This is a genomic window from Brachybacterium epidermidis (assembly GCF_015209585.1).
GTDB classification, from domain to species: domain Bacteria; phylum Actinomycetota; class Actinomycetes; order Actinomycetales; family Dermabacteraceae; genus Brachybacterium; species Brachybacterium epidermidis.
The window spans coordinates 52917-78689 of sequence record NZ_JADEYR010000012.1 but is presented as its reverse complement, the minus strand read 5'-3'; the positions used below and the strand labels follow the sequence as shown (position 1 = coordinate 78689).

Here is a 25773-nt window from a genome sequence, read left to right as displayed (position 1 = left end):
CGCCTGGACTCCCACCGCGACCTGCTGTCGTGGGTGGAGGGCGCCGCGGGGCGGGGGGGCCCGGGCAGGTGGTGGGCCTGGAGGAGGCCCGCGGGCACGAGCTCGCCGACACCGACCTCACGGTGCCCACCGTGCTGGTGGTCGGCAACGAGACCATCGGCCTCAGCGCCGGGTGGCGCGAATCCTGCGATCAGCTCGCCGAGATCCCCATGACCGGCAGCGCCAGCTCGCTGAACGCCGCTGTGGCCGGTTCCATCGCCCTGTACGAGGTGGCACGGCAACGAGGCCCCTCCGGCTCCTGAGGCGACTTCACGCGGATCCCAGGGCGCCTGCGACGAGCGGGGAGGCCAGCAGCCCGAGGAACGGGCCGGCCAGCAGCACAGGTCCGAAGGGGAAGCGCTGGCCCGCCCGTCCCGAGGCGATCAGCACAGCCGCACCGACCACCCCGCCCAGCACCGCGATGCCCAGGATCGCCCCGATCAGCACCTCGCCGCCGAGGGTCGTGGACATCAGCATCACCACCGGCACCGTCTTCGCATCCCCCATGCCCAGCAGCGGGGGAGCGGCCAGGGCCACCAGCACGGCCCCCAGGCCCAGCACCACCGCGATCACCAGCGCCCCGCGCAAGGATCCCCGTACGGAGGGGTCCGCCACGGAGGCGAGCAGCAGCCCGGCGGTGACAGCGGCCGTCATGCCTGCGACCCAGGGATTGGGCAGTCGCTGCTCGACGGCGTCGATGCGGGAGAGGACCACCGCCGGAGGCAGGTACGCCACCAGCAGCACCAGCAGTGCCGCAGGTGGGATCGCGGGGACCAGGAGTGGCATGCGCCCATTCCAGCAGAGCGCGCACCGCGGCGCCCGGCCCCGGTGGCGATTGTGGACGCCGCCGAGAGGGTCGATCAGGCCGTCAGCGGCCCGCTCAGCGTGGACTGGACCCGGATGATGCGCCGACGCATCCAGACCTTCTTCTCCCCGCCCATGTAGATGCGGGTCCGGGCCAGCTCCCACCGGCCGTACTCCGCCTCCTCCGTCAGCACCGACCGCACCGCCCCGATGGAGGTGCGCCGCGGCACGGTGATGATGCGGAACTCGTAGTCCTCGGGTCGCCGCCCCTTCTCCAGCGGCAGATCCTTCTCGCCTCGTGGGTCGCGCACGTGGACCACCCGGGCCATGGGTGGCTTCTGTCCTGCGGGCACCGGGCTCCTCCCGTCGTGGATGATCGATCGATGACTGTCCATTCTGACCCCGGACGGGGTACGGTCCAACCATGAACACGGATCCTCGCTCCGCTCTTGCTGCGCTGATCGCCGCCCTGGAACGCCACTACGAAGCCGCAGCCGCCTCCCGTGGCGACAGCGATCCCGCCCTCGAGGCCGCCACCGATCGTCTCACCACGGCCTTCGATGCCTACGACGACGCGCTGTTCGACGCGTACGACGTGGCAACCCCGCTGGTCGTCTTCGACGGCGAGGACGACTTCGACGACGACGACCTCGATGATCTCGACGACCTCGAGGACGACGATGACGACTTCGACGACGATGACGACGACTTCGACGACGAGGACGATGACGACTTCGACGACGACGATGAGGACGACGACTACGACGACGATGGCGACGATGACGAGGACCCGGTGACCTCTCGGCGCTGATCCCTCCACGGGATCTGCATCTCATCTTCACCTCGCAGCGCCACGCGGCGCCCGGGCAGCGGCCGGGCGCCGCGTACTGTGTCCGAGGGGCCGGCGGCCCCGGCTCCGGGGCCCCATCTCCTGAGCGTCGGCTACCGAGCGTCGGCTCCGGAGCTCCGGCCGCCACCCCGCGCCCATCCCTCGCGCATCCCGTGTGCGCCCAGCATTAGGAGCAGTGCCGGTGTCCTTCCTCGAAGCGATCATCCTGGGCATCGTGCAGGGCCTGACCGAGTTCCTCCCCATCTCCTCCAGCGCGCACCTGCGCGTGGCCGGAGAGCTTCTGGAGCCCGGCCAGGAGCCCGGTGCAGCCTTCACCGCGATCGTCCAGCTCGGCACCGAGACCGCGGTCCTGATCTACTTCTGGAACGACATCACCCGCATCATCGGCACATGGTTCAGGGCACTGGCCGGGAGGATCCCGCACTCGGACCCGGATGTGCGGATGGGCTGGATGGTGATCATCGGCTCGATCCCCATCGGCGTGCTCGGCCTGCTGTTCGAGGACCAGATCGACCACTCCCTGCGCAACCTGTACATCACCGCCACCATGCTGATCCTGTTCGGCCTGCTGCTGGGCGTGGCCGATCGCATCGCACCGCAGCGCAAGGAGCTGAAGGACCTCACCGTGCGCGACGGCATCCTTTACGGCCTGGCCCAGGCCCTGGCGCTGATCCCCGGGGTCTCCCGTTCCGGCGGCACCATCACCGCGGGCCTGCTGATGGGGTACTCCCGGCAGGCCGCTGCACGGTACGCGTTCCTGCTGGCGGTTCCCGCCGTGTTCGCCTCGGGCTTCTACAAGGCCGCCCAGGAGGTCCCCGCGCTGCTGACCGTCGACGGCCGCGCCGCTGCTGCGGCGGCCGGCGAGCCCTCCCTGGTGGCGATCGTCGTGGCCACGGTGGTGTCCTTCGCCGTGGGGTACGCGGTCATCGTGTGGTTCATGCGGCTGATCGAGAACCGCTCCTACATGCCCTTCGTGCTCTACCGGGTGATCGCCGGCGCGCTGCTGCTGGTCCTGCTGTGGACCGGTGTGATCGATCCACTGGCCGGGGGCTGAGAGTTCCCGCGCCGAACCTCCGTATGATCGACGGGTGCCCACCTGGACCTCACCGGCGATCACGCCCCTGCCCGGATCCGACATCCCCCCGCGGCTGCACGACACCCGCACAGGGCGGGTGATACCGCTCATCCCCCTCACGCCCGGGCATGCCCGGCTGTACGTCTGCGGCATCACGCCCTACGACTCCACGCACCTCGGCCACGCCGCCACGTACCATGCCGCCGATCTCATGCGTCGCGCGGCCCTGGACGCCGGATGGCAGGTGGACATGGCCCAGAACATCACCGACGTGGACGACCCCCTGCTCGAGCGCGCCGCCCGGGACGGCATCGAGTGGCAGGACCTCGCACGCGAGCAGACCGAGCTGTTCACCTCCGACATGGAGGCGCTGCGGATCATCGCCCCGGAGACCTACCTCTCGGTGAGCGAGTCCATGGACGCGATCATCGCCGCCGTGCAGACCCTCCACGACCGGGGCCGGGCCTACCCCGTCCAGAACGCCCGCGACGAGGCCGCGGGCCCCGACTGGTACCTGGACCTCTCCATCGACGGTGCCCTGGGGGACGTCTCCGGATGGAGCCGACAGCAGATGCTGAGCGTGTACGCGGATCGCGGCGGCGACCCGGAGCGGCCGGGCAAGCGCGATGCGCTGGATCCGCTGCTGTGGCGAGCGGCGCGCAGCGGTGAGCCCTCTTGGGATGCCGGGCAGCTGGGGGTCGGGCGACCGGGCTGGCACGTGGAGTGCGTGTGCATCGCCGAGCACGGGCTGGGCCTGCCCTTCGACGTCCAGACCGGCGGCAGCGACCTGATCTTCCCCCACCATGACCTCTCAGCGGCGCACGCTGCCGCCCTCGGCCGAGGCTTCGCCTCGCTCTACCCGCACACCGGGATGGTGGCCTACCAGGGCGAGAAGATGAGCAAGTCTCTCGGGAACCTGGTGTTCGTGCACCGACTGGTGGGCGAGGGCGTCGACCCGATGGTGATCCGGCTGGTGCTGATGGCCCACCACTACCGTGCCGACTGGGAGTGGACGGACAAGGAGCTCGAGCGGGCCACCGCCCGCCTGGAGGCCTACCGGGCCGCCGCTGCCCGAGGCGGGTCCCACCCCTTCACCGTGGAGGTCCTGCGCCGGGCACTGCGCGAGGACCTCGACACCCCGACGGCGCTCACCGTGCTGGACGCCTGGGCGGCCGGCGAGCACGCCCAGCAGGAGATGCCCGCAGACGCCCCCGATGACGTGGCCTCCGCGGTGGACGCGCTGTTCGGGCTGGCCCTGCGGGACTGAGCGGCGCCCCGGGATGTTCCAGCAGCTGGTGCCGGGTCAGTCCGTGTCGCGCCTGCGACGCAGGAACTGCTCGAACTCCCGTGCGATCGCATCGCCGCTGGCCTCCGGCAGCTCAGCTGCGTCCTGCGCCCTCTCCAGGCGCCGCACGTAGTCGGCCACGTCCTCGTCGGTGCGCGCCAGCTCGTCCACCCCGCGCTCCCAGGCCGCGGCGTCCTCCTCCAGCTCCCCCAGCGGGATCGGCGCGGTGATGCGGTCCTGCACCTCACGGATCAGGCCGAGCACCGCCTTCGGGGAGGGCGTCTGCGCCACGTAGTGCGGGACCTGGACCCAGATGCTGGTGGTGCGCAGACCAGCGCTGGTGGTGCGGCGGGCCAGCACGGTCGGCACCCCCACGGGCCCCTCGTAGAGGCTCTCCTCGCCCACGGTCTCCGCAGCCCCCGGCTCCACCCGGCAGCTCACGGGCAGAGGCCGCGTGTGCGGGGAATCGGCCAACAGGGACCCCAGGGAGATCACCGAGCTGACGTCCAGCAGCTGCATCTGCTCGAGCACCTCGTCGCAGAAGCGCTTCCAGTGCAGGCTGGGCTCCGGGCCCAGCACCGTGACGATCTCCGGCCCCCGGGGAGGCTGCACGATCCGCAGCTCGGTGTCCGGCCAGTCCAGCACCCGCAGCCCCTCCTCGGTGGTGCGCACCTCGGGGCGGTTCACCTGGAAGTCGATGTAGTCCTCGGCATCGACGGCGCCGGCCGGCCGGGAGGGCCACACGCTCAGCAGGTGCTCGACGGCGCCGCTGGCCGCCTCGCCCGCGTCGTTCCACCCGCTGAAGGCGGTGATCGCGATACGACTCATCGAGCCATCATAGGCGCCCGCTAGGGTCTCACCTGTGAAGAGCCCCTCCCTGCGCCTCGGCTCACTGCCGCCAATCCGCATCAGCGGCGGCACACTGGCGACCCTGCTGATCCTGGCCGTGGTCATCCACCCCGTGATCGCGCTCAGCGCAGTGGTGGGCCCCGGCGGTGCGATCGCACTGTCCCTGGGGATCTCGCTGTTCATGATCGTCTCGGTGCTGGTGCACGAACTGGCCCACGCCCTGACCGCCCGGTTGTTCGGGGCCACCGTGGACCACATCGCCCTGACGCTGTGGGGTGGTCACACCCAGTACCGCGCCGAGCGCATGGGCGGGCTGCCCTCGACGCTGATCTCCCTGGCCGGACCGCTCAGCAACCTGGGCCTGGCCGCGCTGTGCACGGGGATCGCCTCGCTCGTGCAGGGGGCGACGGGACCGAGCCCTGCCTCGCTGTTCTGGGAGAACTCCGCATGGCTGAACGTGGCCCTGGCCGTGTTCAACCTGCTGCCGGGCCTGCCGATGGACGGCGGCCGCGCCCTGGAGGCACTGCTGGGGACCGTGCTGCGCAGCCGCATCATCGGCACCCGGATCACCGCCTGGGTCGGCCGCGCGATCGCGGTGGCCGTGGTGGCCTGGCCGCTGTGGAACCTGTCGCGCAGAACGAGCGTGAGCACCGGGTCGATGCTCACCCTGGTGTGGGCCCTGCTGATCGCGGGCATGCTCTGGCACGGTGCCTCCCGCGCACTCGAGGCCGCGAACCTCGAGCACCGCATCCAGAGCCTGGACGCGGCCCGGCTGGCCTCGCCGGTGGTCCTCGTCGCCGGAGCGCTGCCGCTGTCCCGTCTGCCGGAGGTGCTCGACGCGGGCCAGGAGGCAGCGGGGGCATCGCTGGACCCGTCCGCCGTGATGGTGCTCGAGGACGGGCCGCCACCGCGCGCCCTGCAGATCGATCCCTCGGCCCTGGGCTCGGTGCCCCCGGACCAGCGCAGGCACGTGCCCGTCAGCGCCGTCGCCGCGCCCCTGGGCACGGTGGGGGAGCTGAGGGCGGGCATGACAGGCAGCCAGGTCGTCACCGCGATGCTGGCCCGGCCCCACCCCCTGTACCTGGTGCGGGAGGCCGACGGGACGGTGATCGGCGTGATCCGGAGCGCAGAGGTCAACGCTGTCCTGCGCGGACGCTGAACGGCGCCGGTGCCCGGCACGCCGATCGACCTATGCTGGAACGCATGACCTCCACGCCCCCGCGCCCCTCGGCCCCCGAGGGGGGCCCACCGCCCCGGCCACCACCGCACGCGAGGCCGGTGCTGTGCCCGAGGGCGGCGCGGCACCCGAGGCGAAGGGCCTGGACCGCACCGGGCCCTTCGAGCTCGGTGACAAGGTGCAGCTCGGACTCCCGGGGCCGTCTGCACACCATCACGCTCAAGCATGGCGGCCAGTTCCACACCCACCGGGGCGTGCTGCGGCACGACGACCTGATCGGCGCCGAGGACGGCGTGGTGATCGCCGACACCGCCGGCAACCGGTACCAGGCACTGCGGCCCCTGTACGCGGACTACATGCTGTCCATGCCGCGAGGCGCCGCGATCATCTACCCCAAGGACTCCGCCCAGATCCTGATGTGGGCGGACATCTTCCCCGGCGCCCGGGTGCTCGAGGCCGGAGTGGGCTCCGGAGGGCTGACCACCGCACTGCTGCGAGCCGTGGGCGAGCACGGCAGCGTGCACTCCATCGAGCGCCGCGAGGACTTCGCCACCGTCGCCCAGGAGAACGTGCGCACCTACTTCGGTGCCGACCACCCGGCATGGACCCTGAGCATCGGCGACTTCCAGGACGTCGCCCTGGACCTGGCCGCCGACGGTCCGGCCGCGGACCGCGTGGTGCTGGACATGCTGGCCCCCTGGGAGTGCGTGGACGCGGCCGCTCGGGCCCTGGTCTCCGGTGGGGTGTTCCTGGCCTACGTCGCCACCGTCACCCAGCTGTCGCGCACCGCCGAGGCGCTGCGCGACCACGGCGAGTTCACCGAGCCCCATGCCTGGGAGTCCTTCGTGCGGCTTTGGCACCTCGAGGGCCTCGCGGTGCGACCCGAGCACCGGATGAACGCCCACACCGGCTTCCTGCTGACCTCCCGCCGCACCGCCCACGGCACCACCGCGCTGACCCGTGCCACCCGCCCGGCCCCCGGCTCCCGGGACGCCGAGGAGATCGCCCACCCCGACAACGAGGGCTTCGGCGGGGGCGGCGGCGAATGGACCGCGAAGGACCTGGGGGAGCGCGGTGTGGCACCCCGCAAGATCAAGCGCGCCCTGCGCGACATCCGCCAAGGACGCGACCGATGAACGAGAGCACCCGATGACCATGAAGACCTACGCGGAGATGTCCGCGGAGCTCGACCGGTTCGCCACCCTCAACGACCGGCTCACCGCGTCCCTGCGGGCGGCCCGTGCCCAGATCGTGGACCTGAAGGCAGATCTGGAGCGCGTGGGCGACCCGCCCAACTCCTACGCCACCTTCCTGCGCCGCACCGAGGGCACCACCGTTGACGTGCTGCACAACGGGCGGCGCCTGCGCATCGCCACCAGCGCCGAGATCGACCTGGACGCCCTTCAGCCGGGCGCCGAGCTGCGCCTGAACGAGGCCCTCGCCGCGGTCGAGGTGGTCCCACCCAGCGACGCCGGGAACATGGTCACCGTGATCGAGGCCCTGGCCGACTCCCGCGTGCTGGTGGCGGTGGCGCCCGACGACGTGCGGGTGCTGCGCCGTGCCGGATCCCTGGCGGAGGAGGTGCTGCATCCCGGTGACCACGTGCTGGTGGACCTGCGCGCACAGCTGGTGATCGAGCGGATCGAACGGGCCGAGATCACCGACCTGGTGCTCGAGCAGGTGCCCGACATCTCCTTCGAGCAGATCGGCGGCCTGACAGAGCAGATCGAAGCGATCCGCGACGCCGTCGAGCTGCCGTTCCTGCAGCAGGACCTGTACCGCACCTACGGCTTGCGCCCGCCCAAGGGCGTGCTGCTGTACGGCCCGCCCGGCTGCGGCAAGACCATGATCGCCAAGGCCGTGGCCCACGAGCTCGCGGTGCGCTCCGCCGAGGCGCGGGACGTCCCGGTCGAGGAGGCCCTCCAGCACTCCTTCTTCCTCAACGTGAAGGGCCCCGAGCTGCTGAACAAGTACGTCGGGGAGACGGAGCGCTCCATCCGCCTGGTGTTCGAGCGGGCCCGGGAGAAGGCCACCAGCGGCCACCCGGTGGTCGTGTTCTTCGACGAGATGGAGTCGCTGTTCCGCACCCGCGGCAGCGGCCTCTCCAGCGACGTGGAGACCACGGTTGTCCCGCAGCTGCTGGCGGAGATCGACGGCGTGGAGACCCTCGAGAACGTGATCGTCATCGGTGCCTCCAACCGGGAGGACATGATCGATCCGGCGATCCTGCGGCCCGGGCGCCTGGACGTGAAGATCCGGGTGCGCCGCCCCGATGCGGAGTCCGGCCGGGAGATCCTCGCGCTGTACCTGGACGACTCGGTGCCCGTGCGCGGTGAGCGCGACCGACTGCTGGACGAGGCGGTCCGTGAGATCTACGCGGACGGCCCGGAATCCGCCTTCGTGCGCTTGGAGTACTCCGACGGCACCGGCGAAGTTCTGCACTTCCGCGACTTCGTCTCCGGCGCCACGCTGCGCAACATCGTGGACCGCGCCAAGAAGAACGCGGTGAAGGACCAGCTGGCCACCGGACAGGTGGGCGTGGACTCCGAGCACTTGGCCGCCGCCATCCGCAGCGAGTTCGTGGAGAACGAGGACCTCCCCTCCGGCGCCCACCCCGAGGACTGGGCCCGGATCTCCGGTCGGCGCGGCCGCCGGGTCGATGCGGTGATCCCCCTGCAGGGCCGGCCCGAGCAGGAGGTGGTGGAGGCATGAGCCGCCGCCTGACCACCGAGCGCGTGATGGGCATCGAGACCGAGTTCGGCGTGCTGCACGCCGACCCGGAGGACCGCGCCCGCGCCGGGGTCGGCAGCTCCATCCTGCTGTCCCACCTCACCGTCGGCGCCTACGCCCTGCTGGACCCGGCCGAGGGCGAGCGCGGCCGGCGCGTGCGCTGGGACTACGGCGACGAGTCCCCGCTGCGTGACGCCCGCGGCTTCGAGATCCAGCGCGCCGCCGCCCACCCCACCCAGCTCACCGACCAGGTGCGCGACGCCCACGTGCCCAGCGTGGACCTCGACGCGCCCCTGCAGGGACCGGAGATCCCGCCCGAGGGCGAGGACGACGAGGTGCTCACCTGGGCCGCCCACCGCTCCATAGGCAACGCCGTGCTGGTCAACGGGGCTCGCTGGTACGTGGACCACGCCCACCCGGAGTACTCCGCACCGGAGGTGCTGCGCGCCCGGGAGGCCGTGGTCACCGACCGGGCCGGAGAGGTCATCGCCCGCCGCGCCATGAGCATCCTGGCTGGGGCCGACGGCATCCCCGAGGTGGCGCTGTACAAGAACAACACCGACGGCAAGGGCGCCTCCTACGGCACTCACGAGAACTATCTGCTGGACCGGGCCGTCCCCTTCGACGACGTGGTCGCCGCCTTGCTGCCGTTCCTGGCCACACGCCAGGTGCTCGTCGGTGCCGGGCGCGTGGGCATCGGTCCGCGCGGCACCGCACCCGGCTTCCAGATCTCCTCGCGGGCCGACTTCATCGAGGCCGAGGTGGGGCTGGAGACCACCCTGAACCGGCCCATCGTCAACACCCGAGACGAACCCCACGCCGACCCCTCCCGCCACCGCCGCCTGCACGTGATCATCGGGGACGCCAACCTGCTGGAGGAGTCCACCTTCCTCAAGCTCGGCGCCACCTCCCTGGTGCTCGCCGCGATCGAGGCCCAGCACCGCAGCGGAAGCCGGGTCCTGCCCGACCTGACCCTGGCCGATCCGGTGGAGGCCGTGCACACCATCAGCCACGACCCCACGCTGCGCGCCACGGTGCCCCTGAGGGACGGCCGCGAGATGACCGCGCTGCAGATCCAGCGCGCCCATCTCGATGCCCTGCGCGAGGTCGCCGATGGGGACGACGAGGAGACCACCGCGGTGCTCACAGCCTGGGGCGAGATCCTGGACCTGCTCGAGCGCGACCCGATGCTGGCTGCGGACAGGGTGGAATGGGCCGGCAAGCTGCGCCTGCTGGACGGGTACCGTGCCCGCCACGGGCTGGACTGGTCCGATCCCCGCCTGTACGCGATCGACCTGCAGTACTCCGACCTGCGCCCCGCGACGGGGCTGTTCGAGCGGATGCGCGCCTCCGGCAGGGTGCGCACCCTGGTCAGCGAGCAGGAGGTCGACCGCGCCGTGGTCACGCCCCCGGCCTCCACCCGCGCACACCTCCGCGGCAGCCTCATCACCCACCACCGAGCACGCGTGCCCGCGGCGGGCTGGGACACCATCACGGTGGCCGGCTCCGAGGGCGGTGCGCGCCTGCGGCTGGCCGACCCGCTGATCGGCTCCGCCGCCTGGTGCGCCCACCACCACGTCGACCCCTCCGCAGATGTCGACACCGTGCTGGAGGCCCTGCGCCGCGCCGTCACCGCCGCCGTGCCTTCCACCCACGACGACTCCCCGACCCAGCCCAACGATCACCACGACGACCAGGAGCAGCCATGAGCCAGCAGTCCCTGAACGCCCCCGGCCCCGGCGAGGACGACGCCGCGGACGACCAGTCCGTCACCGGCGGGCAGACCTTCGCCTCCGCCCAGGGCGCCGACGACCTCCTCGACGAGATCGACTCCGTGCTGGAGGCCAACGCCGAGACCTTCGTGCGCTCCTTCGTCCAGAAGGGCGGGCAGTGACCCGATGAAGCGTCGGGTAGGAGGACTCGAGACCGAGTTCGGCCTGGTGTGCGTGCGGTCCGACGGCACCCGCGCCCTCGAGCCCGAGGCCGCGGCACGGGAGCTGTTCCGGCCGGTGGTCGCCCGGGGAAGGTCCTCCAACGTGTTCCTCACCAACGCGGCCCGCCTCTACCTCGACGTGGGCTCCCACCCGGAGTTCGCCACCGCCGAGTGCGACGACTGGTGGGACCTGGTGGCCCAGGACCGCGCCGGCGAGCGCATCCTCGGCGAGCTGGTCCAGGACGCCAACGAGCGCCTGGCGGCCGACGCGCAGGACGCCCGCATCCATCTGCTGAAGAACAACGTCGACTCCGAGGGAAACTCCTTCGGCTCGCACGAGAACTACCTGGTGGACCGGCGCGGCGAGTTCACCCGTCTGCCTCGCTACCTGCTGCCCTTCCTGGTCACCCGCCAGATCCTCACCGGTGCCGGGGGAGTGGTGCGGGACGAGGACGGGGCCCGCTTCGTGTTCTCCCGCCGCAGCGACCACATGTGGGAGGCGGTCTCCTCCGCCACCACCCGCACCCGCCCCATCATCAACACCCGCGACGAGCCCCACGGCGATCCCGGGCGGTTCCGCCGCCTGCATGTGATCGTGGGCGACTCCACCATGAGCGAGGCCTCCACGCACCTGCGCTTCGCGACCACCGACCTGGTGCTGCGGGCCATCGAATCCGGGCGGGCCCTGCCGGATCTCACCCTGCGCGACGACATCTCCGCCATCCGAGCCGTCGCCCGCGACCTGAGCGGCCGAGCTCCGATCCCCACCGCCGACGGCGGCACCACCAGCGCGCTCGAGGTCCAGCAGCGATGGCTGGACGTGGCCGCCGAGCACGCCGAGCCGGGGGACCGGGACGAGCAGGACACGCTGGAGACCTGGCAGCGCGGGCTGGACGCCGTACGCACCGGGGATCGTGCCTGGGCCGCCCTCCACCTGGACTGGGCGATCAAGGAGAGGCTGTTCGAGCAGGTCGCCCAGCGCCGCGGCGTGGACCTTGCCGATCCCGCGATCGAGCGGCTGGACCTCGCCTACCACGACATCGATCCCGAGCGCGGCGTGTTCGCCGCCCTGACTCGACGGGGCCTGGCACCGTCGATCCTTTCCCAGGAGCGCATCGAGCGTGCCCGCACCGTGGCGCCCACCACCACCCGCGCGCACCTGCGCGGCCAGGTGGTCACCGCCGCCCAGGACAACGGTGTGGACCACGTGGTGGACTGGACCACGCTGCGCCTGACCCGGCCAGGCGCGATGCCCGTGCAGCTGCTGGACCCCTTCACCACCGAGTCCGCCGAGGTGGAGGCCCTGCTGGCGGAGATCCGTGCCGCCGGCGGCGCGACCGAACCGCCCCTGCCCGCCTGAGCGGGCGGCGTCGGCCTGGGAGCCCGTCCCGTGCCGACGCCGTACGCTGTGACCGCGCCCGTGCCGGGCGTCCCTACCCGAAAGGCCCCCTGGTGATCCGCCGCCGTACCCTGCTCTCCACCGCTCTCGCCGCGACCGCCGCGATCGGACTGGCCGCCTGCTCCGACGACGGCACCGATCCGGAGCAGACCGGTGCGACGGGCTCCGACGGGGGCGGTGAGGGCGCCATCCTGTCGGCCGTGACCGTCAGCGAGGACCTCGGCTCCGAGCCGACCGTCGAGTTCGAGGCGCCGCTGCAGGTCACCGCACCCGATGCCGTGGTGGTGGTGCCCGGTGACGGCGAGACCATCGCCGCCGGGGACACCGTGATCATGCGCAGCGCCTACGTGGATGCCTCCACCGGCGAGATGCTGCAGTCCTGGTGGCAGGGCGCCCCGGCCGGTGGCATGCAGGTCGACGCACAGACGATCGGGGAGCAGGCGGCGACCTTCTTCACCACCGTGACGGTGGGCTCGCGATTCGCCATGGCCGGCTGGCAGCAGAGCCAGACCGGCCAGTCCATGTCCCTGATCCAAGTGGGGGACATCGACCGCATCGTCGCTCCGCTGCGCGCCGAGGGGAAGCCGCAGGATCCCAGCGGCGACTTCCCCGCCGTGACCCTCGGCGAGAACGGCGCCCCCTCCCTGGACGGCGCCCCCAAGGGGGAGCCGCCCACCAAGACCACCCGCGAGCTGCTGATCGAGGGCACGGGCGATGCCACCCGCGAGGGCGATTTCCTCACCATGCAGTACACCGGCTGGGCCTGGGACACCGGGGAGCAGTTCGACTCCTCGTGGGACCGCGGTGCTCCCTTCAGCTTCGTCCAGGGGCAGGGCATGGTGATCACCGGCTGGGACCAGCACCTTCTGGACCTTCCCGTGGGAAGCCAGGTGATGCTGGTGATCCCGCCAGCGGACGCCTACGGCGAGGACCCGGAGCTCCACGAGCTCGGCGGAAAGACCCTGGTGTTCGTGGTGGACGTGCTGGACGCAGCCCATAAGATCGAGTGACCGTACCGCGACCCCGCCCCACAACGACCTATCCCGATCCAGGAGGTACGCATGGACGACCGCAGCAAGCCGAGATCGACCACCCCGAGGGCCCTGCCCCCACCGACCTGGTGATCACCGACGAGATCACCGGTGACGGCGAGGAGGCCGGCTGCGGCGACGTGGTCGACGTCCACTACGTGGGCGTCTCCCACTCCACCGGCGAGCAGTTCGACGCCTCCTGGGACCGCGGCGAGCCGCTGCGCTTCCAGCTCGGCGTGGGACAGGTCATCTCCGGCTGGGACCAGGGCGTGCAGGGAATGAAGGTGGGCGGCCGTCGTCGCCTGGACATCCCCGCGCACCTCGCCTACGGCGACACCGGTGCCCCGCCCATGATCGCCCCCGGCGAGACGCTCATCTTCGTGTGCGACCTGGTGGCGGTGCACAAGCGCTGACCACCGCACGCCCCGGCGCTCCCGGGGAGCAGGACGGCCTGTTCGAGGCCCCTGCCCCCGAGGCGACCACCACCCAGACCCCCGGCCCGGGACGCGACACCGCGTCCCGGGCCGCCGGGTTGCGCACCACCGCCGGCTTCGAGGTGGTCGAGGAGGACCCGGTGGCGAGCGTGCGCCTGATCGGCGTGCTGCCCCATCTGGACCGGCCCTTCGAGTACGCCGTCACCCCAGCCACGGCGGCGGCCAGCCCGGGCATGCGGGTGCGGGTGCGCTTCTCGGGACGGGACACCGAGGGGATCGTGCTGCAGCGCACCGCCCGGCCCACCACGGACCGACCCCTGGCACCGCTCACCCGACTGGTCTCCGACGACATCGTGGTCCCCGCTGCGATGATGCGCGTGTGCGAGGAGGTCGCCACGCGCTGCGCCGGCACCGTCGGTGACGTGCTGCGGCTGGCGCTGCCTCCCCGGCACGCCCGCGCCGAGAAGAACGATCGCGCCGCCGAGGAATCGGAGGCAGTGCGGGCGGCTGAGGAGGCAGAAGCAGCACAGGTGCCGGCCGAAGCGGGCCCACCCGAGGGCACGCAGGCGCCCGAGACAGGAGCGACGGAGCCGGACGGGGCGTGCCCCTCCCGCCCCGGTGACCGCTACCGCGGGCTGTCCGCGCTGCTCACCCGTGCGGGCGCGCCCGCGGGCCCCGTGCCGCGCGCCACCATCACCCTGGACCCTGCTGACGCCTGGACGGAGGTGGCCGCCGATGCCGTGGCCGCCCTCGACCAGGACCGCGGCGCGCTGGTCATCGCCCCCGACCAGCGCGATGTGGAGCGACTCAGCCACGAGCTCACAGCGCGGGGGGTCGCGCACGAGATCCTTGCCGGCACCGAGGGGCCCGAGAAGCGCTACCGCACCTTCCGCCGCATCCTGCGAGGTGCCACCCGGGTGGTGCTCGGCAACCGCTCCGCCGCCTTCGCCCCGGTGCGGAACCTGGCGCTGGCGATCTGCTGGGACAGCGCCGATGACCTGCTCGAAGAGCCCCGCGCCCCCTACCCGCACACGCGCACCGTCCTGCAGTGCCGCTCCCACCAGGAGCGCTGCGCGCTGCTGTTCCTGGCCGCCAGCGATGCCGTCCCCCTGCGCGCCCTAACCGACAGCGGCTACCTCACCCGCCTGGACCCGGAACCGGCCCCGCTGACACAGCTCCGTCCCCGCATCGTGGCGATGGACGAGTACCTGCGTGACCGTGAGGGCCCCTCGGGCCGGTCTCGGCTGCCGAGGGAGGCCCTGCGCGTGATCCGCACCGGCATCCAGCACGGGCCGGTGCTGGTGCAGGTGCCTCGTTCCGGCTACGTCCCTGCGGTGGCCTGCACCTTCTGTGGGACCCGCTGCCGCTGCCCGCGCTGCGCCGGCCCCCTGCTGCTGTCGGGCCGCACCGGCCCCCTCCAGTGCAGCGTGTGCGGTCGCCGCGAGGATGGCTACCGGTGCCCGGAGTGCCACCGCGCAGAGGTGCGCGCCATGGTGATCGGATCCACCCGCACCGCCGAGGAGCTGCGCCGTGCGTTCCCCGAGGTGCCGCTGCGCATCGGCGGGGGCGCCCACGGCCCACTGGAGGACCAGGACGTGCCCGAGCGGGGCATCGTGGTGGCCACCCCCGGTGCTGAGCCCGCCCCCCGGGGCCGCTACGCCGCAGCCCTGCTGCTGGACGCCGATGCCATGCTGGCCCGCGCCGCCTACGACGCAGATGTGGAGTCCGTGCGCCGCTGGAGCAATGCGATCGCCCTGGTGCGAAGCGCGGTTGACGGCGGTGAGGTGCTCGTGGTCGGCACCTCCACGCTGCCCGCCATCCGGCACCTGGTGGCGCACCGCTCCGAGGTGTTCTGGGACCGGGTGCTGGCCGATCGGCGCGAACTGGACCTGCCGCCCTTCACCCGCACCGCGGAGGTGGTGGGGGCTCGCGAGGCCTGCCACGCCTTCCTGGAGGCTGTCGAGCTGCCCGACGGCACCGACGTGTTCGGGCCCGTCGACCTCGGGGATCCCGATGCCCCCGGTCGGGCCAGGGCGGTGCTGCGCCTGGAGCCTCAGCGCTCCCGGGAGCTCGCCGCTGCGCTGCGCGCCGAGCGGGAGGCGACACCGGCGCGCAAGGCTCCCGGATCCCTCCGGGTCCGTCTGGACCCGCCGTCGGTGTTCTGAACCGGGAGGTTCGGAACCTAGACTCGAGGGATCATGCGTCTGATCTTCGCGGGGACCCCCGCCACCGCCCTTCCCTCCCTGCGTGCCCTGCTGGACTCCCGGCACGAGGTGATCGCCGTGCTCACGCGCGCCGATGCCCCCTCCGGTCGGGGCCGAAGGCTCACGCCCAGCCCGGTGAAGGCCTTCGCCCTCGAGGCCGGGATCCCCGTGCTCACCCCGTCGTCCCTTCGGGACGAGCAGGTGCAGCAGCAGCTGCGGGACCTCGCCCCCGATGCGGCCGCTGTGGTCGCCTACGGCGCGCTGATCCCGGGGCCGGTCCTCGAGATCCCCACCCACGGCTGGGTGAACCTGCACTTCTCCCTGCTGCCCGAGTGGCGGGGCGCCGCTCCGGCGCAGAGAGCGGTCCTCGCAGGAGCCGACGCGACCGGGATGACGGTGTTCCGCCTGGACGAGGGGCTGGACACCGGCGACGTCATCGCCACCCGCCGCCGCCCGATCGGTGCCTACGAGACGGCCGGGCAGCTGTTGGAGGGCATGGCCCAGGAGGGAGCCTCCCTGCTGTGCGAGGCGATGGACGCCCTCGAGGACGGCACCGCTGCCTTCACCTCCCAGGACGATGCGGCGGCCACCCATGCCGCCAAGCTCTCGACCGCCGAGGCGCGCATCGACTGGACTCTTCCCGCTGCCCAGGTGAGTGCCCACATCCGAGGCATGAGCCCGGATCCCGGCGCGTGGACGCACTGGCAGGGAAGCCGCATGAAGGTGCTCGGGTTGGAGGCGGCTCCCGCGGCGGCACCGGCCGATCTGCCCCCGGGATCCCTGCACGCCACCAAGCGGCACCTGCTGGTGGGCACCGGCACCCACCCCCTCGCGATAGCGCAGCTCGCACCGGCAGGGAAGCGTCCGATGCGGGGTGCGGACTGGGCCCGCGGTGCCGCGCTGGACGAGCACGCCGCGTTCGACGACCACACCGATGCCCCCGAGGAGAAGCGATGAGCCCCCAGGACGACGCCTCCCGGCCGCGCCGCGACGGCCGGGGCCGCCGCGATGATCGGTCCCGGCGAGACGAGCGCGGCCGGCGCGAGGGCCGGGGCCGCCGTGAGGACCGTGACCGGGACGAGCACGGACGCGGCGAGCGCCCCCGTCACGGACGGGACGCGCAGGGCCGCGAGCGCTCCGGCTCTCGAGGGCAGGGCGGGCCGCGCCGGGGATGGTCCAGTTCCCGCCCCTCCGAGCGCAGCCGCACCGCCACCGGTTCCCGCCAGGTCGCCTACGAGGCCCTGGCCGCGGTGCGCGAGGACGACGCCTACGCCAACCTGGTGCTGCCGCGCCTGCTGCGCCGGCACCGCCTCTCCGGCAGGGACGCCGCCTTCGCCACCGAGCTGTTCTACGGCTCCCTGCGTGCCCGGGGCCGGCTGGACGCCATCCTCGCCGCCTGCATCGACCGCGGCCTGGACGAGGTCGACGGCGATGTGCTGGACGTGATGCGCCTGGGCGCCTACCAGCTGGTGGACATGAGCGTCGCCCCCCATGCCGCTACCTCCGAGACCGTGGCCCTGGCCCGCTCCGCAGTGGGTGCCGGGGCGGCCAGCTTCGTCAACGCCGTGCTGCGCCGAGTCGGCGAGCGCACCGCTGAGGAGTGGATCGCCCAGGTCGCTCCCGATCGGGAGCAGGACCCCGCCGGTCACCTCGCCGTCGTCCATTCCCACCCCACCTGGGTGGTGCGCGCCCTCACCGACGCCCTGGCCGGTCACGGCCGGGATCGTGCCGAGATCGATGCGCTCCTGGACGCCCAGAACCAGGCTCCTGCCGTGTCGCTGGTGATGCGGCCGGGCCTCACCGATCTCGACGAGATGATCGACAACGGGGCCGGCCGCGGGCATCTCAGCATCTTCGCGGCCACCTGGCCCTCGGGGGATCCTGGCGGCATGGACCCGGTCAAGGAGGGCCGCGCTGCGGTGCAGGACGAGGGCAGCCAGCTGATGGCACTGGCCCTCGGTCTCGGTGCTGACGAGCTGGTGCTCGCCGAGCAGGACGGCCCCGCACGGTGGCTGGACCTGTGCGCCGGTCCCGGGGGGAAGACGGCCCTGCTGGGCGGGCTCACCCCGGGCAGCGATGCAGAGCTCCTGGCGATCGAGGTGCAGCCCCACCGCACCGAGCTGGTCGATCGTGCGGTGGCCACCCTGCAGGAGGCCGGCTGTGAGATCACCACCCGCACCGCCGACGGCACCACCATCGGTCGTGAGATGCCGGGACACTTCAGTCGGGTCCTGGCCGACGTGCCCTGCTCCGGGCTGGGCGCTCTGCGCCGCCGGCCGGAGTCCCGCTGGCGCCGCAGTCCGGGAGACATCGGGCAGCTGGCCGCCCTGCAGAGGGACCTGCTGGGCTCCGCGCTGGACGCTGCCGCGCCCGGGGGAGTGGTCGCCTACGTGACCTGCTCCCCGCACCTGGCCGAGACCCGCCTCGTGGTCACCGACGTGCTGCGTCGCCGCAAGGACGTCGAGCAGCTCGATGCCCGCCCTGCCGTGGCCGCCGGCATCCACCCCGAGCTCCAGGACCAGGTGGACCTGGGCCCGGGCCCCTCCGTGCAGCTGTGGCCCCACGTCCACGGCACCGACGCCATGTTCATCGCCCTGCTGCGCAAGCGCAGCGGGCAGTCCCCGCAGAACCCGTCCGGATCCGAGGAAGGACCCCTGTCATGAACGCCGCCTACGCGACCGATGGCCAGTACATCCATCCCAGCATCCTCAACGCCGACTTCATGCGGATCGGGGAGGAGCTGGACCGCATCTCCAGCGCCGACAGCGTGCACGTGGACGTGATGGACAACCACTTCGTGCCCAACCTGACCTTCGGCGCGGCGATGGTGGAGCAGATCGTGGAGAGGTCCCCGATCCCGGTGGACGCCCACCTGATGATCGCCGACGCAGACCGGCACGCTCCCGAGTTCGCCGAGGCCGGAGCCTCCTCGGTCACCTTCCACCTGGAGGCCGCCGCGGCGCCGATCCGCCTGGCCCGGGAGCTGCGCCGCAAGAACACGGCGGTGGGTGTCGCACTGCGGCCGGCCACCCCTGTCGAGCCCCTGATGGATGTGATCGGCGAGTTCGACATGCTGCTGATCATGACCGTCGAGCCCGGCTTCGGCGGCCAGAGCTTCCTGGAGACCATGCTCCCCAAGATCCGTCGGGCCCGCTCCGCGATCAGCGAGTCGAACCTGCAGGTGTCGATCCAGGTGGACGGCGGTGTGAGCCGGGAGACCATCGAGCGCTGCGCCGAGGCCGGCGCCAACGTGTTCGTCGCCGGATCGGCCATCTACCGTGCGCACGATGCCGCCGCGGAGATCGCCGCGCTGCGGGAGCTGGCGGCGCAGCATGCCGCATCCCACAACGGCCACTGAGCGCCGGCCCGCGCCTGCGCCCTGAGGAGGAGTACCCTGGTGCGGTCACATCAGTGACGTGCTCCGGGGTCGGTGAAAGTCCGAGCCGGCGGTGATAGTCCGCGACCCGCTTCGGCGGTGGAGCCGGTGGAACTCCGGCACCGACAGTCAGAGCCTGGATGAGAGGCGCACGTCCTGCATGCCGACGGGCGCGCCCCTGTGCACGTCCGTCGTTCCATGCCGGAACCTTTTTCCCCGGAGCCACTGCATCCGATGGTGAAAGGACTGACATGGATGTTCTGCAGTGGCTCTTCGACGCCAAGATCGAATTCGAGGGTGGACAGTTCCTCCTCCTGCGAGAAGTGCTCGGCAATGTGTTCGGGCTCCTCAGCGCCCTGGGCGGCATGCGCCGCAAGGTATGGGCATGGCCCATTGGGATCCTCGGCAACCTGCTGCTGCTGACGGTGTTCCTGGGCACCGTGTTCGGCAGTCCCAATGCGGTGGACCTGCTGGGACAGGCCGGCCGACAGGTGATGTTCATCGCCACCAGCGTCTACGGCTGGGTGCGCTGGCGGCAGGCCCGCTCCGAAGGAGGCACCGCGGTCGAGCCCGAGTGGGCCTCCTGGGGCACGCGGATCCTGCTGGTGGTCGCGATGGTGGGCGGCACCGCGCTGCTGACCCCGATCTTCCGCGCCCTGGGCTCCTATGAGCCGGTGTGGGCCGACGCCTGGATCTTCATGGGCAGCCTGCTGGCCACGTACGGCATGGCCAAGGGCTGGGTCGAGTTCTGGCTGATCTGGGTGGCCGTCGACATCGTGGGCGTGCCGCTGCTGTGGAGCGCCGGCTACTACGCCAGCGCCTTCATGTACGTGTTCTACGGGGCCTTCACCCTGGTGGGCTTCTTCGTGTGGTGGCGGGTGCGCAGCCGGCGCGATGACACCGCCCGGCCCAGCGGGGGAGACGACGCGCGGGTGACGGTCGAGACCGCACACCTGGATCCCACGGTCCGCACCCGCTGAGGCCACCGGAGCCGTCCGACGGGCGGTCCGTTCCCCGGGCCGCCCGCACGGGCGCGTACCCTGTCGGGGTGAAGGATTTCGAGGCCCTGTTCGCCGAGCTCACCGAGAAGGCCCGCACCCGGCCGGAGGGCTCCGGCACCGTGCGCGAGCTCGACTCCGGTGTGCACGGCATCGGCAAGAAGATCGTGGAGGAGGCGGCGGAGGTCTGGATGGCCTGTGAGCACGAGTCGCTCGAGGATGCCGCCACCGAGATCAGCCAGCTGCTGTACCACCTGCAGGTGATGATGATCGCCAAGGGCATCACCCTCGAGGACGTCTACCGGCGCCTCTGAGCAGGACTCCAGGACCGCGACCGCGAGCCTGTCCTCCCGCCGGCCCCGCCCGGCACCCATCGACACCCCGTCCCTGCCCGCCCCGACCCCTCGCCCTCCCCGGGCGACCCAGGAGAGTTCCCGTGCTGCGCATCGCCGTCCCCAACAAGGGCGCACTGTCCGAGCCCGCTGCTGAGCTGCTGCAGGAGGCCGGCTACCGCCGTCGCGGCATGGCCAAGGAGCTCGTGGTGGTGGACCACGAGAACGACGTGGAGCTGTTCCACCTGCGCCCGCGTGACATCGCCGTGTACGTGGGCTCGGGCACCGTGGACGTGGGCATCACCGGCCAGGACATGCTGCTGGACTCCCGCACCCCGGCCACCGAGATCCTGCCGCTGGGCTTCGCCCGCTCCACCTTCCGCTTCGCGGCCCCCGTGGGCGAGCACAGCGACGTCACCAGCCTCGAGGGCACGCGCATCGCCACCAGTTACGAGAACCTGGTCGGCGATCACCTGGCGGGGCACGGCATCAACGCCGAGGTGGTCCACCTGGACGGAGCGGTCGAGTCCTCGATCCGCCTGGGAGTGGCCGATGTGATCGCCGACGTGGTGGAGACCGGCACCACTCTGCGGCAGGCCGGCCTGGAACCCTTCGGCGAGCCCATCGTGACCAGCCAGGCAGTGCTGTTCTCCCGTCCCGGCATGGAGCTGGACGAGACCACCGCCCATACCCTCGAGGTGCTCGAGCGCCGCATCCGGGGCGTCCTCGTGGCCCGCGAGTACGTGCTGCTGGACTACGACATCCCCACCGCCCAGCTGGAGCGGGCCGTGACCATCACCCCCGGCTTCCAGTCGCCCACCGTTTCCCCGCTGCACGGCGGGGAGTGGTCGGCCGTGCGCTCCATGGTGGAGCGTGCGCATGCCCATCGGATGATGGATGAGCTGTACGAAGTGGGCGCCCGCGCCATCCTGGTCACGGCGATCCAGGCCTGTCGGATCTGACGCTGTCGTGATGGATACTGCCGGCACTGTCGTGTTCCGCCCTCGCATGGTGCGGGCGGTGGGCTATGCGGTCGCCGTGATCATGCTGGCCGCGCTGGTGGGCGGAGCGATCCTGATACCGGGCTTCAGCCCCCTGGACCGCGCCGGCATGGTGATGGTCGGTGTGCTCGCGGCGCTCTTCTGTCACCTCCAGGCTTCCGTGCGCGTGGTGGCCGGCCCGCAGCAGCTCGAGGTGCGCAACCTCTTCCGCACCCGCACGGTCACCTGGCCGGAGGTGGTGGGCGTCAGCTTCCCCATGGGCGATCCCTGGGCGCACCTGGACCTCGCCGATGGCAGCACCCTGGCCACCTGGGCCATCCAGCGGTCCGATGGCAAGCGCGGCATCGCCGATGCGCATCGCCTGGCGGCACTGGTGCGTGAGCGGGGCGAGGCCCCCGACCACGAGGGCTGAGATCGCGGCGCCCCGCGCGAGCGTGACGGCCTGACGTGCCTGCTCAGCAGTCCGTGGTTAGGGAGGCGGCGCAGCGCCCGGCCAGTGCGGCGTAGAGGAACGCCTCCGGATCCTCCTCCAGCCCACGGCCCATGGTCGACAGCCGTACCGGAAGTGCCTCGAGAGCGGCGATGAGCCCCTCGGTGCGGACGGGGGCCAGCTGATGTCGGCAGCCACGCTCGAGCGCCGGCCCGATGATCGCAGATTCCACCTGTTCAGTGACTGACATATGAAAAGCGCTGTACTCGTCATCGCTCGGGTCGAGCACCGGAAGGCGCAGGGGAGCCAGGGTGGCCCTGCCGAACATGGTCGCGCTGTGGTGGGACAGGCCCCGGTGACGCGCCCTCGGATCGGCGCTCGAGACCCGCAGGGCCGCCACCGGCACCCCGCCCAGCACGTGGGCCGCGTGCACGGCCTCAGCGGCCTGCACCCCGGAGAACCCCCACCCGGTGCCGGTGCCCAGGTTGCCCGGCCCCTGGATCACCACAGTGACGTCGGCCCCTGCCACGTGCCGGGCACCCAGCAGGGCCGAATGCACCGTGACCGCCTCGAGATCCCCGCCGAAGGACTGACCGGCGCTGATGGTCGCCGCCAGCAGACCCTGCTCCCGCAGGGTCGCGGCGGTCGCCGAGTAGGCGGCCGGGAGGGCCGCCGCATCGGTGTGGACGTAGACGATCCGGGCCTGCGGCGCCTCGGCCCGCACCCCGGCCACCACGGCCGGGAGGGAGGAGTGCAGATCCGCCACCACCACCGGCATGCCGTCCAGGCCTTCGGCGTGCTGAAGGATCTCGTAGTGCTCGGAGGCGGGGTCGTCGATGGCGTCGACCATGGTCTGCATCGGCGTGTACCGGGCCTTGACCATGTGCCCGGCGATCTCCTCCGCCGCTGGCAGGTGCGCGGGCCGGGCCACCACCATGGCCTCGCCCCCGGTGCCCAGGCCCCGTCGCAGCGCATTGGTGTTCAGCAGCACCTGCTCGCCGGTGCCCGGCTCCCCGGTGAGCTCGGGGGAGGCGAGCGCGCTCACCGTCTCCCCGGTGGCGTCGATCCGCACCAGCAGGCGGCGCACCCCCGCCCAACCGGGGCGATGGTCGATCACGGTGGCACGTTCCCAGCGCAGCATGCGCCCAGCGTAGGTCGTCGCGGACCCTGGAGCGGTAGCCTGAGGCCGTGGCTGCCCGTGGTGTGGAACGACTGCTCAACGTGATCATGACGATCGGCTCGCGCCGACGGATCGATCGCTCAAAGCTCTTCCAGGTGATCCCTGACTATGCGGCCGCGCCCAGCGAGACCGCTGCGGAGCGCATGTTCGAGCGGGACAAGGCCGCCATCCTGGACCTGGGCCTGCCGCTGGTCAGCGAACCGGACGTGCTGGACGAGAACACCGTCTACTACCGCCTGGACACCACCCCCGGCCATGCCGTGCTCGACCTGACCACGCAGGAGTACACCGTGCTGCTGGCCGCCAGCCGCGCCTGGGACGATGCCGCCGCCGGGGGAGCGGCCCGAAGGGTGCGCTCCAAGCTGCTGAGCCTGGGGCACGATGCCGATCCGGACCTGCTGCGCCGCGCGCCCCGCGGCTCCGTGGAGTCCCTGCCGGTGCTGACCCCCCTGCTGGAGGCGGTCACCTCGGCCAGCGCGGTGAGCTTCGACTACCGCGCCACCACGGGTGCCCTCACCAGCCGCACGGTGGAGCCGTGGGTGGTGGGCGTCCACGACGGCCACTGGTACGTCCACGGCTACGACCGGGATCGCGAGGACGCCCGAGTGTTCCGCGCCTCCCGCATCGAGTCCTTCCCCCGCGTCGGAGGGGCCGCCCCCTGGCCCAGGCCGTCGCGAGTGGATCTCGCCGAGGTCCTGGGCAGGCTCCAGACCGGCGGGGACCCCGCCCCCGCCGTCATCGAGGCGTCCCCGTACAAGGCGCTCGAGCTGAGGGATCGTGCCGGCGCCCCGCTCGAGGCGAAGCGCTTCGAGACGCCCATCCTGCCCCGCTCGGCACTGCGCCGCCTGGTGCTGGGCTCCGCGCGTTGGACGACTCTGGTCGATCCTGCACCATGGAGGGCGGAGATCGCCCAGATCCTCTCCCGGATCGCCGAGCAGCACGAGGGACCCGGGGACCTCGCCGCCGTTCAGGCCGCTCCCGCACGGCCCGCGCCCAGGATCCGGGTCTCCAGCAGCGGGAGCGATCAGCTGTCCCGCCTGATCAGCGAGGCGTCCTACGTGCAGTCCCGTGATGAAGTGGACCTTGCCGAGCTGGCCCAGGCCCTCGGCATCAGCCAGCAGCAGCTCATCGCCGACCTGCAGGTGCTGTTCGTGTGCGGCGACATGGGAACCGGCTTCGAGGACCTGATCGAGGCCGAATGGGAGCAGGGAACGGTGCGGGTGCGCAATGCCGAACCGCTGCGCAGGGCCCTGCGCCTGAGCGACGTCGAGGTCACCGCGCTGCTGGCGGGACTGGCCGCTCTCGAGCCCGCCGCCGGGGAGGAGGTGCGCCTGGTGGCCGCCGCCCGGCAGAAGCTGCTCGCAAGCCGCGACACGGTCACCGAGGGTGCAGATGCCGGCGCTCGCGCAGGAACCGCCGCACAGACCGGTCCAGAAGGCGTGACGCCGTCGGGAGCAGGGGAGGCGAGCGAAGTCAACGGGACGGGAGCGCAGCTGATCGGCTCTCGCGCCGAGACCGTGCTCGGCGCCGTCCACCGCGCACTGGCGGTCGATGACCCCGCCGACCCGTCCGGTGCACTGACCATCCGCTACTCCGCCCCGGACCGGCCGGGCACCTCGGTGAGACGGATCAGGCCTGTGCGCATCGAGACCGACGGCATCCGCTCCTACCTGCGGGCGTACTGCGAGCTGGCCCAGGGGGAGCGCCGGTTCCGGCTGGACCGCGTGGTGGAGGTGCTCCCCGACGGCGCGCCGCAGCACCCGGCGGATCCCGCTGAGGCGGGTGCGGCCCTGGACCTCTCCGGCGTGGTCGAGGGGGAGGTGTGGCTGCGCCTGGAGCCCGAGGCGCACTGGATCGCCGAGGCCTTCGATGCCCGTGAACTGCGTGAGGCGGGAACCGAGACACAGCCAGCCTCGTACGCTCGACTGGTGGACCCTCTGCGCTCCCCCCTGGTCGACGCGGTCCTCGAAGCCGCCGGTGCAGCCGACGTGGTCCATCCCACATCGCTCAGAGACACGATCGTGACCGTTTCGCGGACCTCCGAACTGCGGCATCGCGCCTCCGAAGCGCTACCCTGAGAGGGCCCGTCGCACGGCGGGCACGTCGCCGCTCCCGGGTACGACGCCGACACGGTCCGCTGTGGGACCATGGGCGCGCTCCCGCACACACGCGGCGCTTCTGAAAGGTGCTTTTTCATGGGAATGTTCCGCAACCCCTGGGCGATCGTCCTGCTGATCCTGCTCGTCGTGCTGCTGTTCGGCGCCGGCAAGCTGCCGGGTCTGGCACGCAACCTGGGCCAGTCGATGCGCATCTTCAAGAGCGAGGTCGAGGAGATGCGCGGTGATGATCGTGATGAGGACGAGGACCGCCACGGCGGCTCCCACCGTGCGCGCGATGACCACGACGACCGGTACCGCGATGACCGCGACCGTGACCGCTACCGCGACGATCGTGACCGCTACCGCGATGATCGCGACGATCGTGATCGCCACCGCGAGTACGACCCCCGCGACCGCGAGGAGCTGGAGCGCGAGCCCGTGCGTGCGCGCGAGGACGACGACCTCTACCGTCGCGACTGAGCGGTCATCCGTTCGGCGGCCGAGCCGCTGAACGACAGGACGGGTCCGGCCGCAGCGCGACCGGACC

At 72.0% G+C, this 25773-nt stretch carries 25 protein-coding genes, 1 pseudogene and 1 riboswitch; of the genes and pseudogenes, 22 read left to right on the top strand and 4 right to left on the bottom strand.

Annotated elements, in window-relative coordinates:
• Positions 1-29: 29 nt before the first annotated feature.
• Positions 30-206: pseudogene (locus IOE58_RS14800) on the top strand (rRNA methyltransferase); the annotation flags it as partial.
• A gap of 103 nt (positions 207-309) precedes the next feature.
• Here the strand turns inward: IOE58_RS14800 and IOE58_RS10815 are convergent.
• Together IOE58_RS10815 and IOE58_RS10810 are read right to left on the bottom strand one after the other, a co-directional pair.
• The gene (locus IOE58_RS10815; protein WP_193866394.1) at positions 310-825 is read right to left on the bottom strand and encodes an A24 family peptidase; all 516 of its coding nucleotides are present in this window, start codon (positions 823-825) and stop codon (positions 310-312) included.
• Positions 826-899: 74 nt separating this feature from the next.
• Positions 900-1196, bottom strand: coding sequence for a DUF5703 family protein (locus tag IOE58_RS10810; RefSeq protein WP_396121494.1), 297 nt, complete (start codon positions 1194-1196; stop codon positions 900-902).
• Positions 1197-1267: 71 nt separating this feature from the next.
• On the opposite strand from IOE58_RS10810, the gene IOE58_RS10805 reads away from it, so the two are divergent.
• From IOE58_RS10805 to mshC, 3 genes are all read left to right on the top strand, one after another.
• On the top strand, positions 1268-1654 hold the full coding sequence (locus tag IOE58_RS10805) for a DNA primase (RefSeq protein ID WP_193866393.1): 387 nt from the start codon (positions 1268-1270) through the stop codon (positions 1652-1654).
• A 220-nt stretch (positions 1655-1874) separates the two neighbouring features.
• Entirely contained in the window at positions 1875-2747 is an 873-nt protein-coding gene (locus IOE58_RS10800) for an undecaprenyl-diphosphate phosphatase (RefSeq protein ID WP_193866392.1), read from the top strand.
• A 34-nt stretch (positions 2748-2781) separates the two neighbouring features.
• Positions 2782-4035 (top strand): cysteine--1-D-myo-inosityl 2-amino-2-deoxy-alpha-D-glucopyranoside ligase, encoded by a 1254-nt coding sequence (gene mshC, locus IOE58_RS10795; protein WP_193866391.1) that lies wholly within the window; start codon positions 2782-2784, stop codon positions 4033-4035.
• A gap of 36 nt (positions 4036-4071) precedes the next feature.
• Here the strand turns inward: mshC and IOE58_RS10790 are convergent, their stop codons facing one another.
• Positions 4072-4881, bottom strand: a complete 810-nt coding sequence (locus tag IOE58_RS10790; protein ID WP_193866390.1) for a PAC2 family protein — start codon at positions 4879-4881, stop codon at positions 4072-4074.
• Between the two features lie 34 nt (positions 4882-4915).
• Here IOE58_RS10790 and IOE58_RS10785 point away from each other — a divergent pair, with 34 nt between their 5' ends.
• The 16 genes from IOE58_RS10785 (at position 4916) to IOE58_RS10710 (ending at position 21929) form a co-directional block, all read left to right on the top strand.
• Positions 4916-6061 (top strand): M50 family metallopeptidase, encoded by a 1146-nt coding sequence (locus IOE58_RS10785; protein WP_193866389.1) that lies wholly within the window; start codon positions 4916-4918, stop codon positions 6059-6061.
• A gap of 188 nt (positions 6062-6249) precedes the next feature.
• Complete coding sequence (locus tag IOE58_RS10780) at positions 6250-7215, top strand: tRNA (adenine-N1)-methyltransferase (protein ID WP_431831700.1); 966 nt, start codon at positions 6250-6252, stop codon at positions 7213-7215.
• 19 nt (positions 7216-7234) lie between these two features.
• Positions 7235-8791 carry a proteasome ATPase gene (gene arc, locus IOE58_RS10775; protein ID WP_193866417.1) on the top strand — a complete coding sequence of 519 codons (1557 nt, stop codon included), beginning with the start codon at positions 7235-7237 and terminating at the stop codon, positions 8789-8791.
• The gene (gene dop, locus IOE58_RS10770) at positions 8788-10518 is read left to right on the top strand and encodes a depupylase/deamidase Dop (protein WP_193866388.1); all 1731 of its coding nucleotides are present in this window, start codon (positions 8788-8790) and stop codon (positions 10516-10518) included. Before arc ends, dop begins: the two co-directional genes overlap by 4 nt.
• On the top strand, positions 10515-10703 hold the full coding sequence (locus tag IOE58_RS10765) for a ubiquitin-like protein Pup (RefSeq protein WP_193866387.1): 189 nt from the start codon (positions 10515-10517) through the stop codon (positions 10701-10703). Before dop ends, IOE58_RS10765 begins: the two co-directional genes overlap by 4 nt.
• 4 nt (positions 10704-10707) lie before the next feature.
• Positions 10708-12102, top strand: a complete 1395-nt coding sequence (gene pafA, locus IOE58_RS10760) for a Pup--protein ligase (RefSeq protein ID WP_193866386.1) — start codon at positions 10708-10710, stop codon at positions 12100-12102.
• 92 nt (positions 12103-12194) lie between these two features.
• Entirely contained in the window at positions 12195-13151 is a 957-nt protein-coding gene (locus IOE58_RS10755) for an FKBP-type peptidyl-prolyl cis-trans isomerase (protein ID WP_193866385.1), read from the top strand.
• A 110-nt stretch (positions 13152-13261) separates the two neighbouring features.
• Positions 13262-13585, top strand: coding sequence for an FKBP-type peptidyl-prolyl cis-trans isomerase (locus IOE58_RS10750; protein ID WP_348981954.1), 324 nt, complete (start codon positions 13262-13264; stop codon positions 13583-13585).
• Positions 13555-15771, top strand: coding sequence for a primosomal protein N' family DNA-binding protein (locus IOE58_RS10745; RefSeq protein WP_348981953.1), 2217 nt, complete (start codon positions 13555-13557; stop codon positions 15769-15771). The genes IOE58_RS10750 and IOE58_RS10745 overlap by 31 nt, the downstream gene beginning before the upstream one ends.
• A 33-nt stretch (positions 15772-15804) precedes the next feature.
• On the top strand, positions 15805-16767 hold the full coding sequence (fmt, locus tag IOE58_RS10740; RefSeq protein ID WP_193866383.1) for a methionyl-tRNA formyltransferase: 963 nt from the start codon (positions 15805-15807) through the stop codon (positions 16765-16767).
• Positions 16764-18473 carry an RsmB/NOP family class I SAM-dependent RNA methyltransferase gene (locus IOE58_RS10735; protein WP_193866382.1) on the top strand — a complete coding sequence of 570 codons (1710 nt, stop codon included), beginning with the start codon at positions 16764-16766 and terminating at the stop codon, positions 18471-18473. The genes fmt and IOE58_RS10735 overlap by 4 nt, the downstream gene beginning before the upstream one ends.
• Positions 18470-19168, top strand: a complete 699-nt coding sequence (gene rpe, locus IOE58_RS10730) for a ribulose-phosphate 3-epimerase (protein WP_193866381.1) — start codon at positions 18470-18472, stop codon at positions 19166-19168. The genes IOE58_RS10735 and rpe overlap by 4 nt, the downstream gene beginning before the upstream one ends.
• A 55-nt stretch (positions 19169-19223) precedes the next feature.
• A riboswitch (FMN riboswitch) is annotated at positions 19224-19342 on the top strand.
• A 95-nt stretch (positions 19343-19437) separates the two neighbouring features.
• On the top strand, positions 19438-20166 hold the full coding sequence (gene pnuC / locus IOE58_RS10725; RefSeq protein ID WP_193866380.1) for a nicotinamide riboside transporter PnuC: 729 nt from the start codon (positions 19438-19440) through the stop codon (positions 20164-20166).
• A 68-nt stretch (positions 20167-20234) separates the two neighbouring features.
• Positions 20235-20498: a phosphoribosyl-ATP diphosphatase gene (locus IOE58_RS10720; RefSeq protein WP_193866379.1), complete on the top strand. Its 264-nt coding sequence runs from the start codon at positions 20235-20237 to the stop codon at positions 20496-20498.
• 122 nt (positions 20499-20620) lie between these two features.
• Positions 20621-21478, top strand: coding sequence for an ATP phosphoribosyltransferase (gene hisG, locus IOE58_RS10715; protein WP_193866378.1), 858 nt, complete (start codon positions 20621-20623; stop codon positions 21476-21478).
• 10 nt (positions 21479-21488) lie between these two features.
• Positions 21489-21929, top strand: a complete 441-nt coding sequence (locus tag IOE58_RS10710) for a PH domain-containing protein (RefSeq protein WP_193866377.1) — start codon at positions 21489-21491, stop codon at positions 21927-21929.
• 43 nt (positions 21930-21972) lie between these two features.
• Here IOE58_RS10710 and IOE58_RS10705 read toward each other — a convergent pair whose 3' ends face one another.
• The gene (locus IOE58_RS10705; RefSeq protein WP_193866376.1) at positions 21973-23088 is read right to left on the bottom strand and encodes a DUF3866 family protein; all 1116 of its coding nucleotides are present in this window, start codon (positions 23086-23088) and stop codon (positions 21973-21975) included.
• 47 nt (positions 23089-23135) lie between these two features.
• Here IOE58_RS10705 and IOE58_RS10700 point away from each other — a divergent pair, with 47 nt between their 5' ends.
• Entirely contained in the window at positions 23136-25205 is a 2070-nt protein-coding gene (locus IOE58_RS10700; RefSeq protein ID WP_348981951.1) for a WYL domain-containing transcriptional regulator, read from the top strand.
• Between the two features lie 117 nt (positions 25206-25322).
• A complete protein-coding gene (tatA, locus tag IOE58_RS10695; protein ID WP_193866375.1) occupies positions 25323-25706 on the top strand; it encodes a Sec-independent protein translocase subunit TatA in 384 nt (127 codons plus the stop codon).
• Positions 25707-25773: the final 67 nt, after the last annotated feature.

Coding starts and splice junctions, on each gene's coding strand:
- rpe (WP_193866381.1), top strand. CDS start 18,470: ATGAACGCCGCCTACGCGACCGATGGCCAGTACATCCATCCCAGCATC.
- IOE58_RS10815 (WP_193866394.1), bottom strand. CDS start 825: ATGCCACTCCTGGTCCCCGCGATCCCACCTGCGGCACTGCTGGTGCTG.
- IOE58_RS10765 (WP_193866387.1), top strand. CDS start 10,515: ATGAGCCAGCAGTCCCTGAACGCCCCCGGCCCCGGCGAGGACGACGCC.
- arc (WP_193866417.1), top strand. CDS start 7,235: ATGAAGACCTACGCGGAGATGTCCGCGGAGCTCGACCGGTTCGCCACC.
- IOE58_RS10710 (WP_193866377.1), top strand. CDS start 21,489: ATGGATACTGCCGGCACTGTCGTGTTCCGCCCTCGCATGGTGCGGGCG.
- dop (WP_193866388.1), top strand. CDS start 8,788: ATGAGCCGCCGCCTGACCACCGAGCGCGTGATGGGCATCGAGACCGAG.
- IOE58_RS10790 (WP_193866390.1), bottom strand. CDS start 4,881: ATGAGTCGTATCGCGATCACCGCCTTCAGCGGGTGGAACGACGCGGGC.
- fmt (WP_193866383.1), top strand. CDS start 15,805: ATGCGTCTGATCTTCGCGGGGACCCCCGCCACCGCCCTTCCCTCCCTG.
- tatA (WP_193866375.1), top strand. CDS start 25,323: ATGGGAATGTTCCGCAACCCCTGGGCGATCGTCCTGCTGATCCTGCTC.
- pnuC (WP_193866380.1), top strand. CDS start 19,438: ATGGATGTTCTGCAGTGGCTCTTCGACGCCAAGATCGAATTCGAGGGT.
- IOE58_RS10805 (WP_193866393.1), top strand. CDS start 1,268: ATGAACACGGATCCTCGCTCCGCTCTTGCTGCGCTGATCGCCGCCCTG.
- pafA (WP_193866386.1), top strand. CDS start 10,708: ATGAAGCGTCGGGTAGGAGGACTCGAGACCGAGTTCGGCCTGGTGTGC.
- IOE58_RS10735 (WP_193866382.1), top strand. CDS start 16,764: ATGAGCCCCCAGGACGACGCCTCCCGGCCGCGCCGCGACGGCCGGGGC.
- IOE58_RS10705 (WP_193866376.1), bottom strand. CDS start 23,088: ATGCTGCGCTGGGAACGTGCCACCGTGATCGACCATCGCCCCGGTTGG.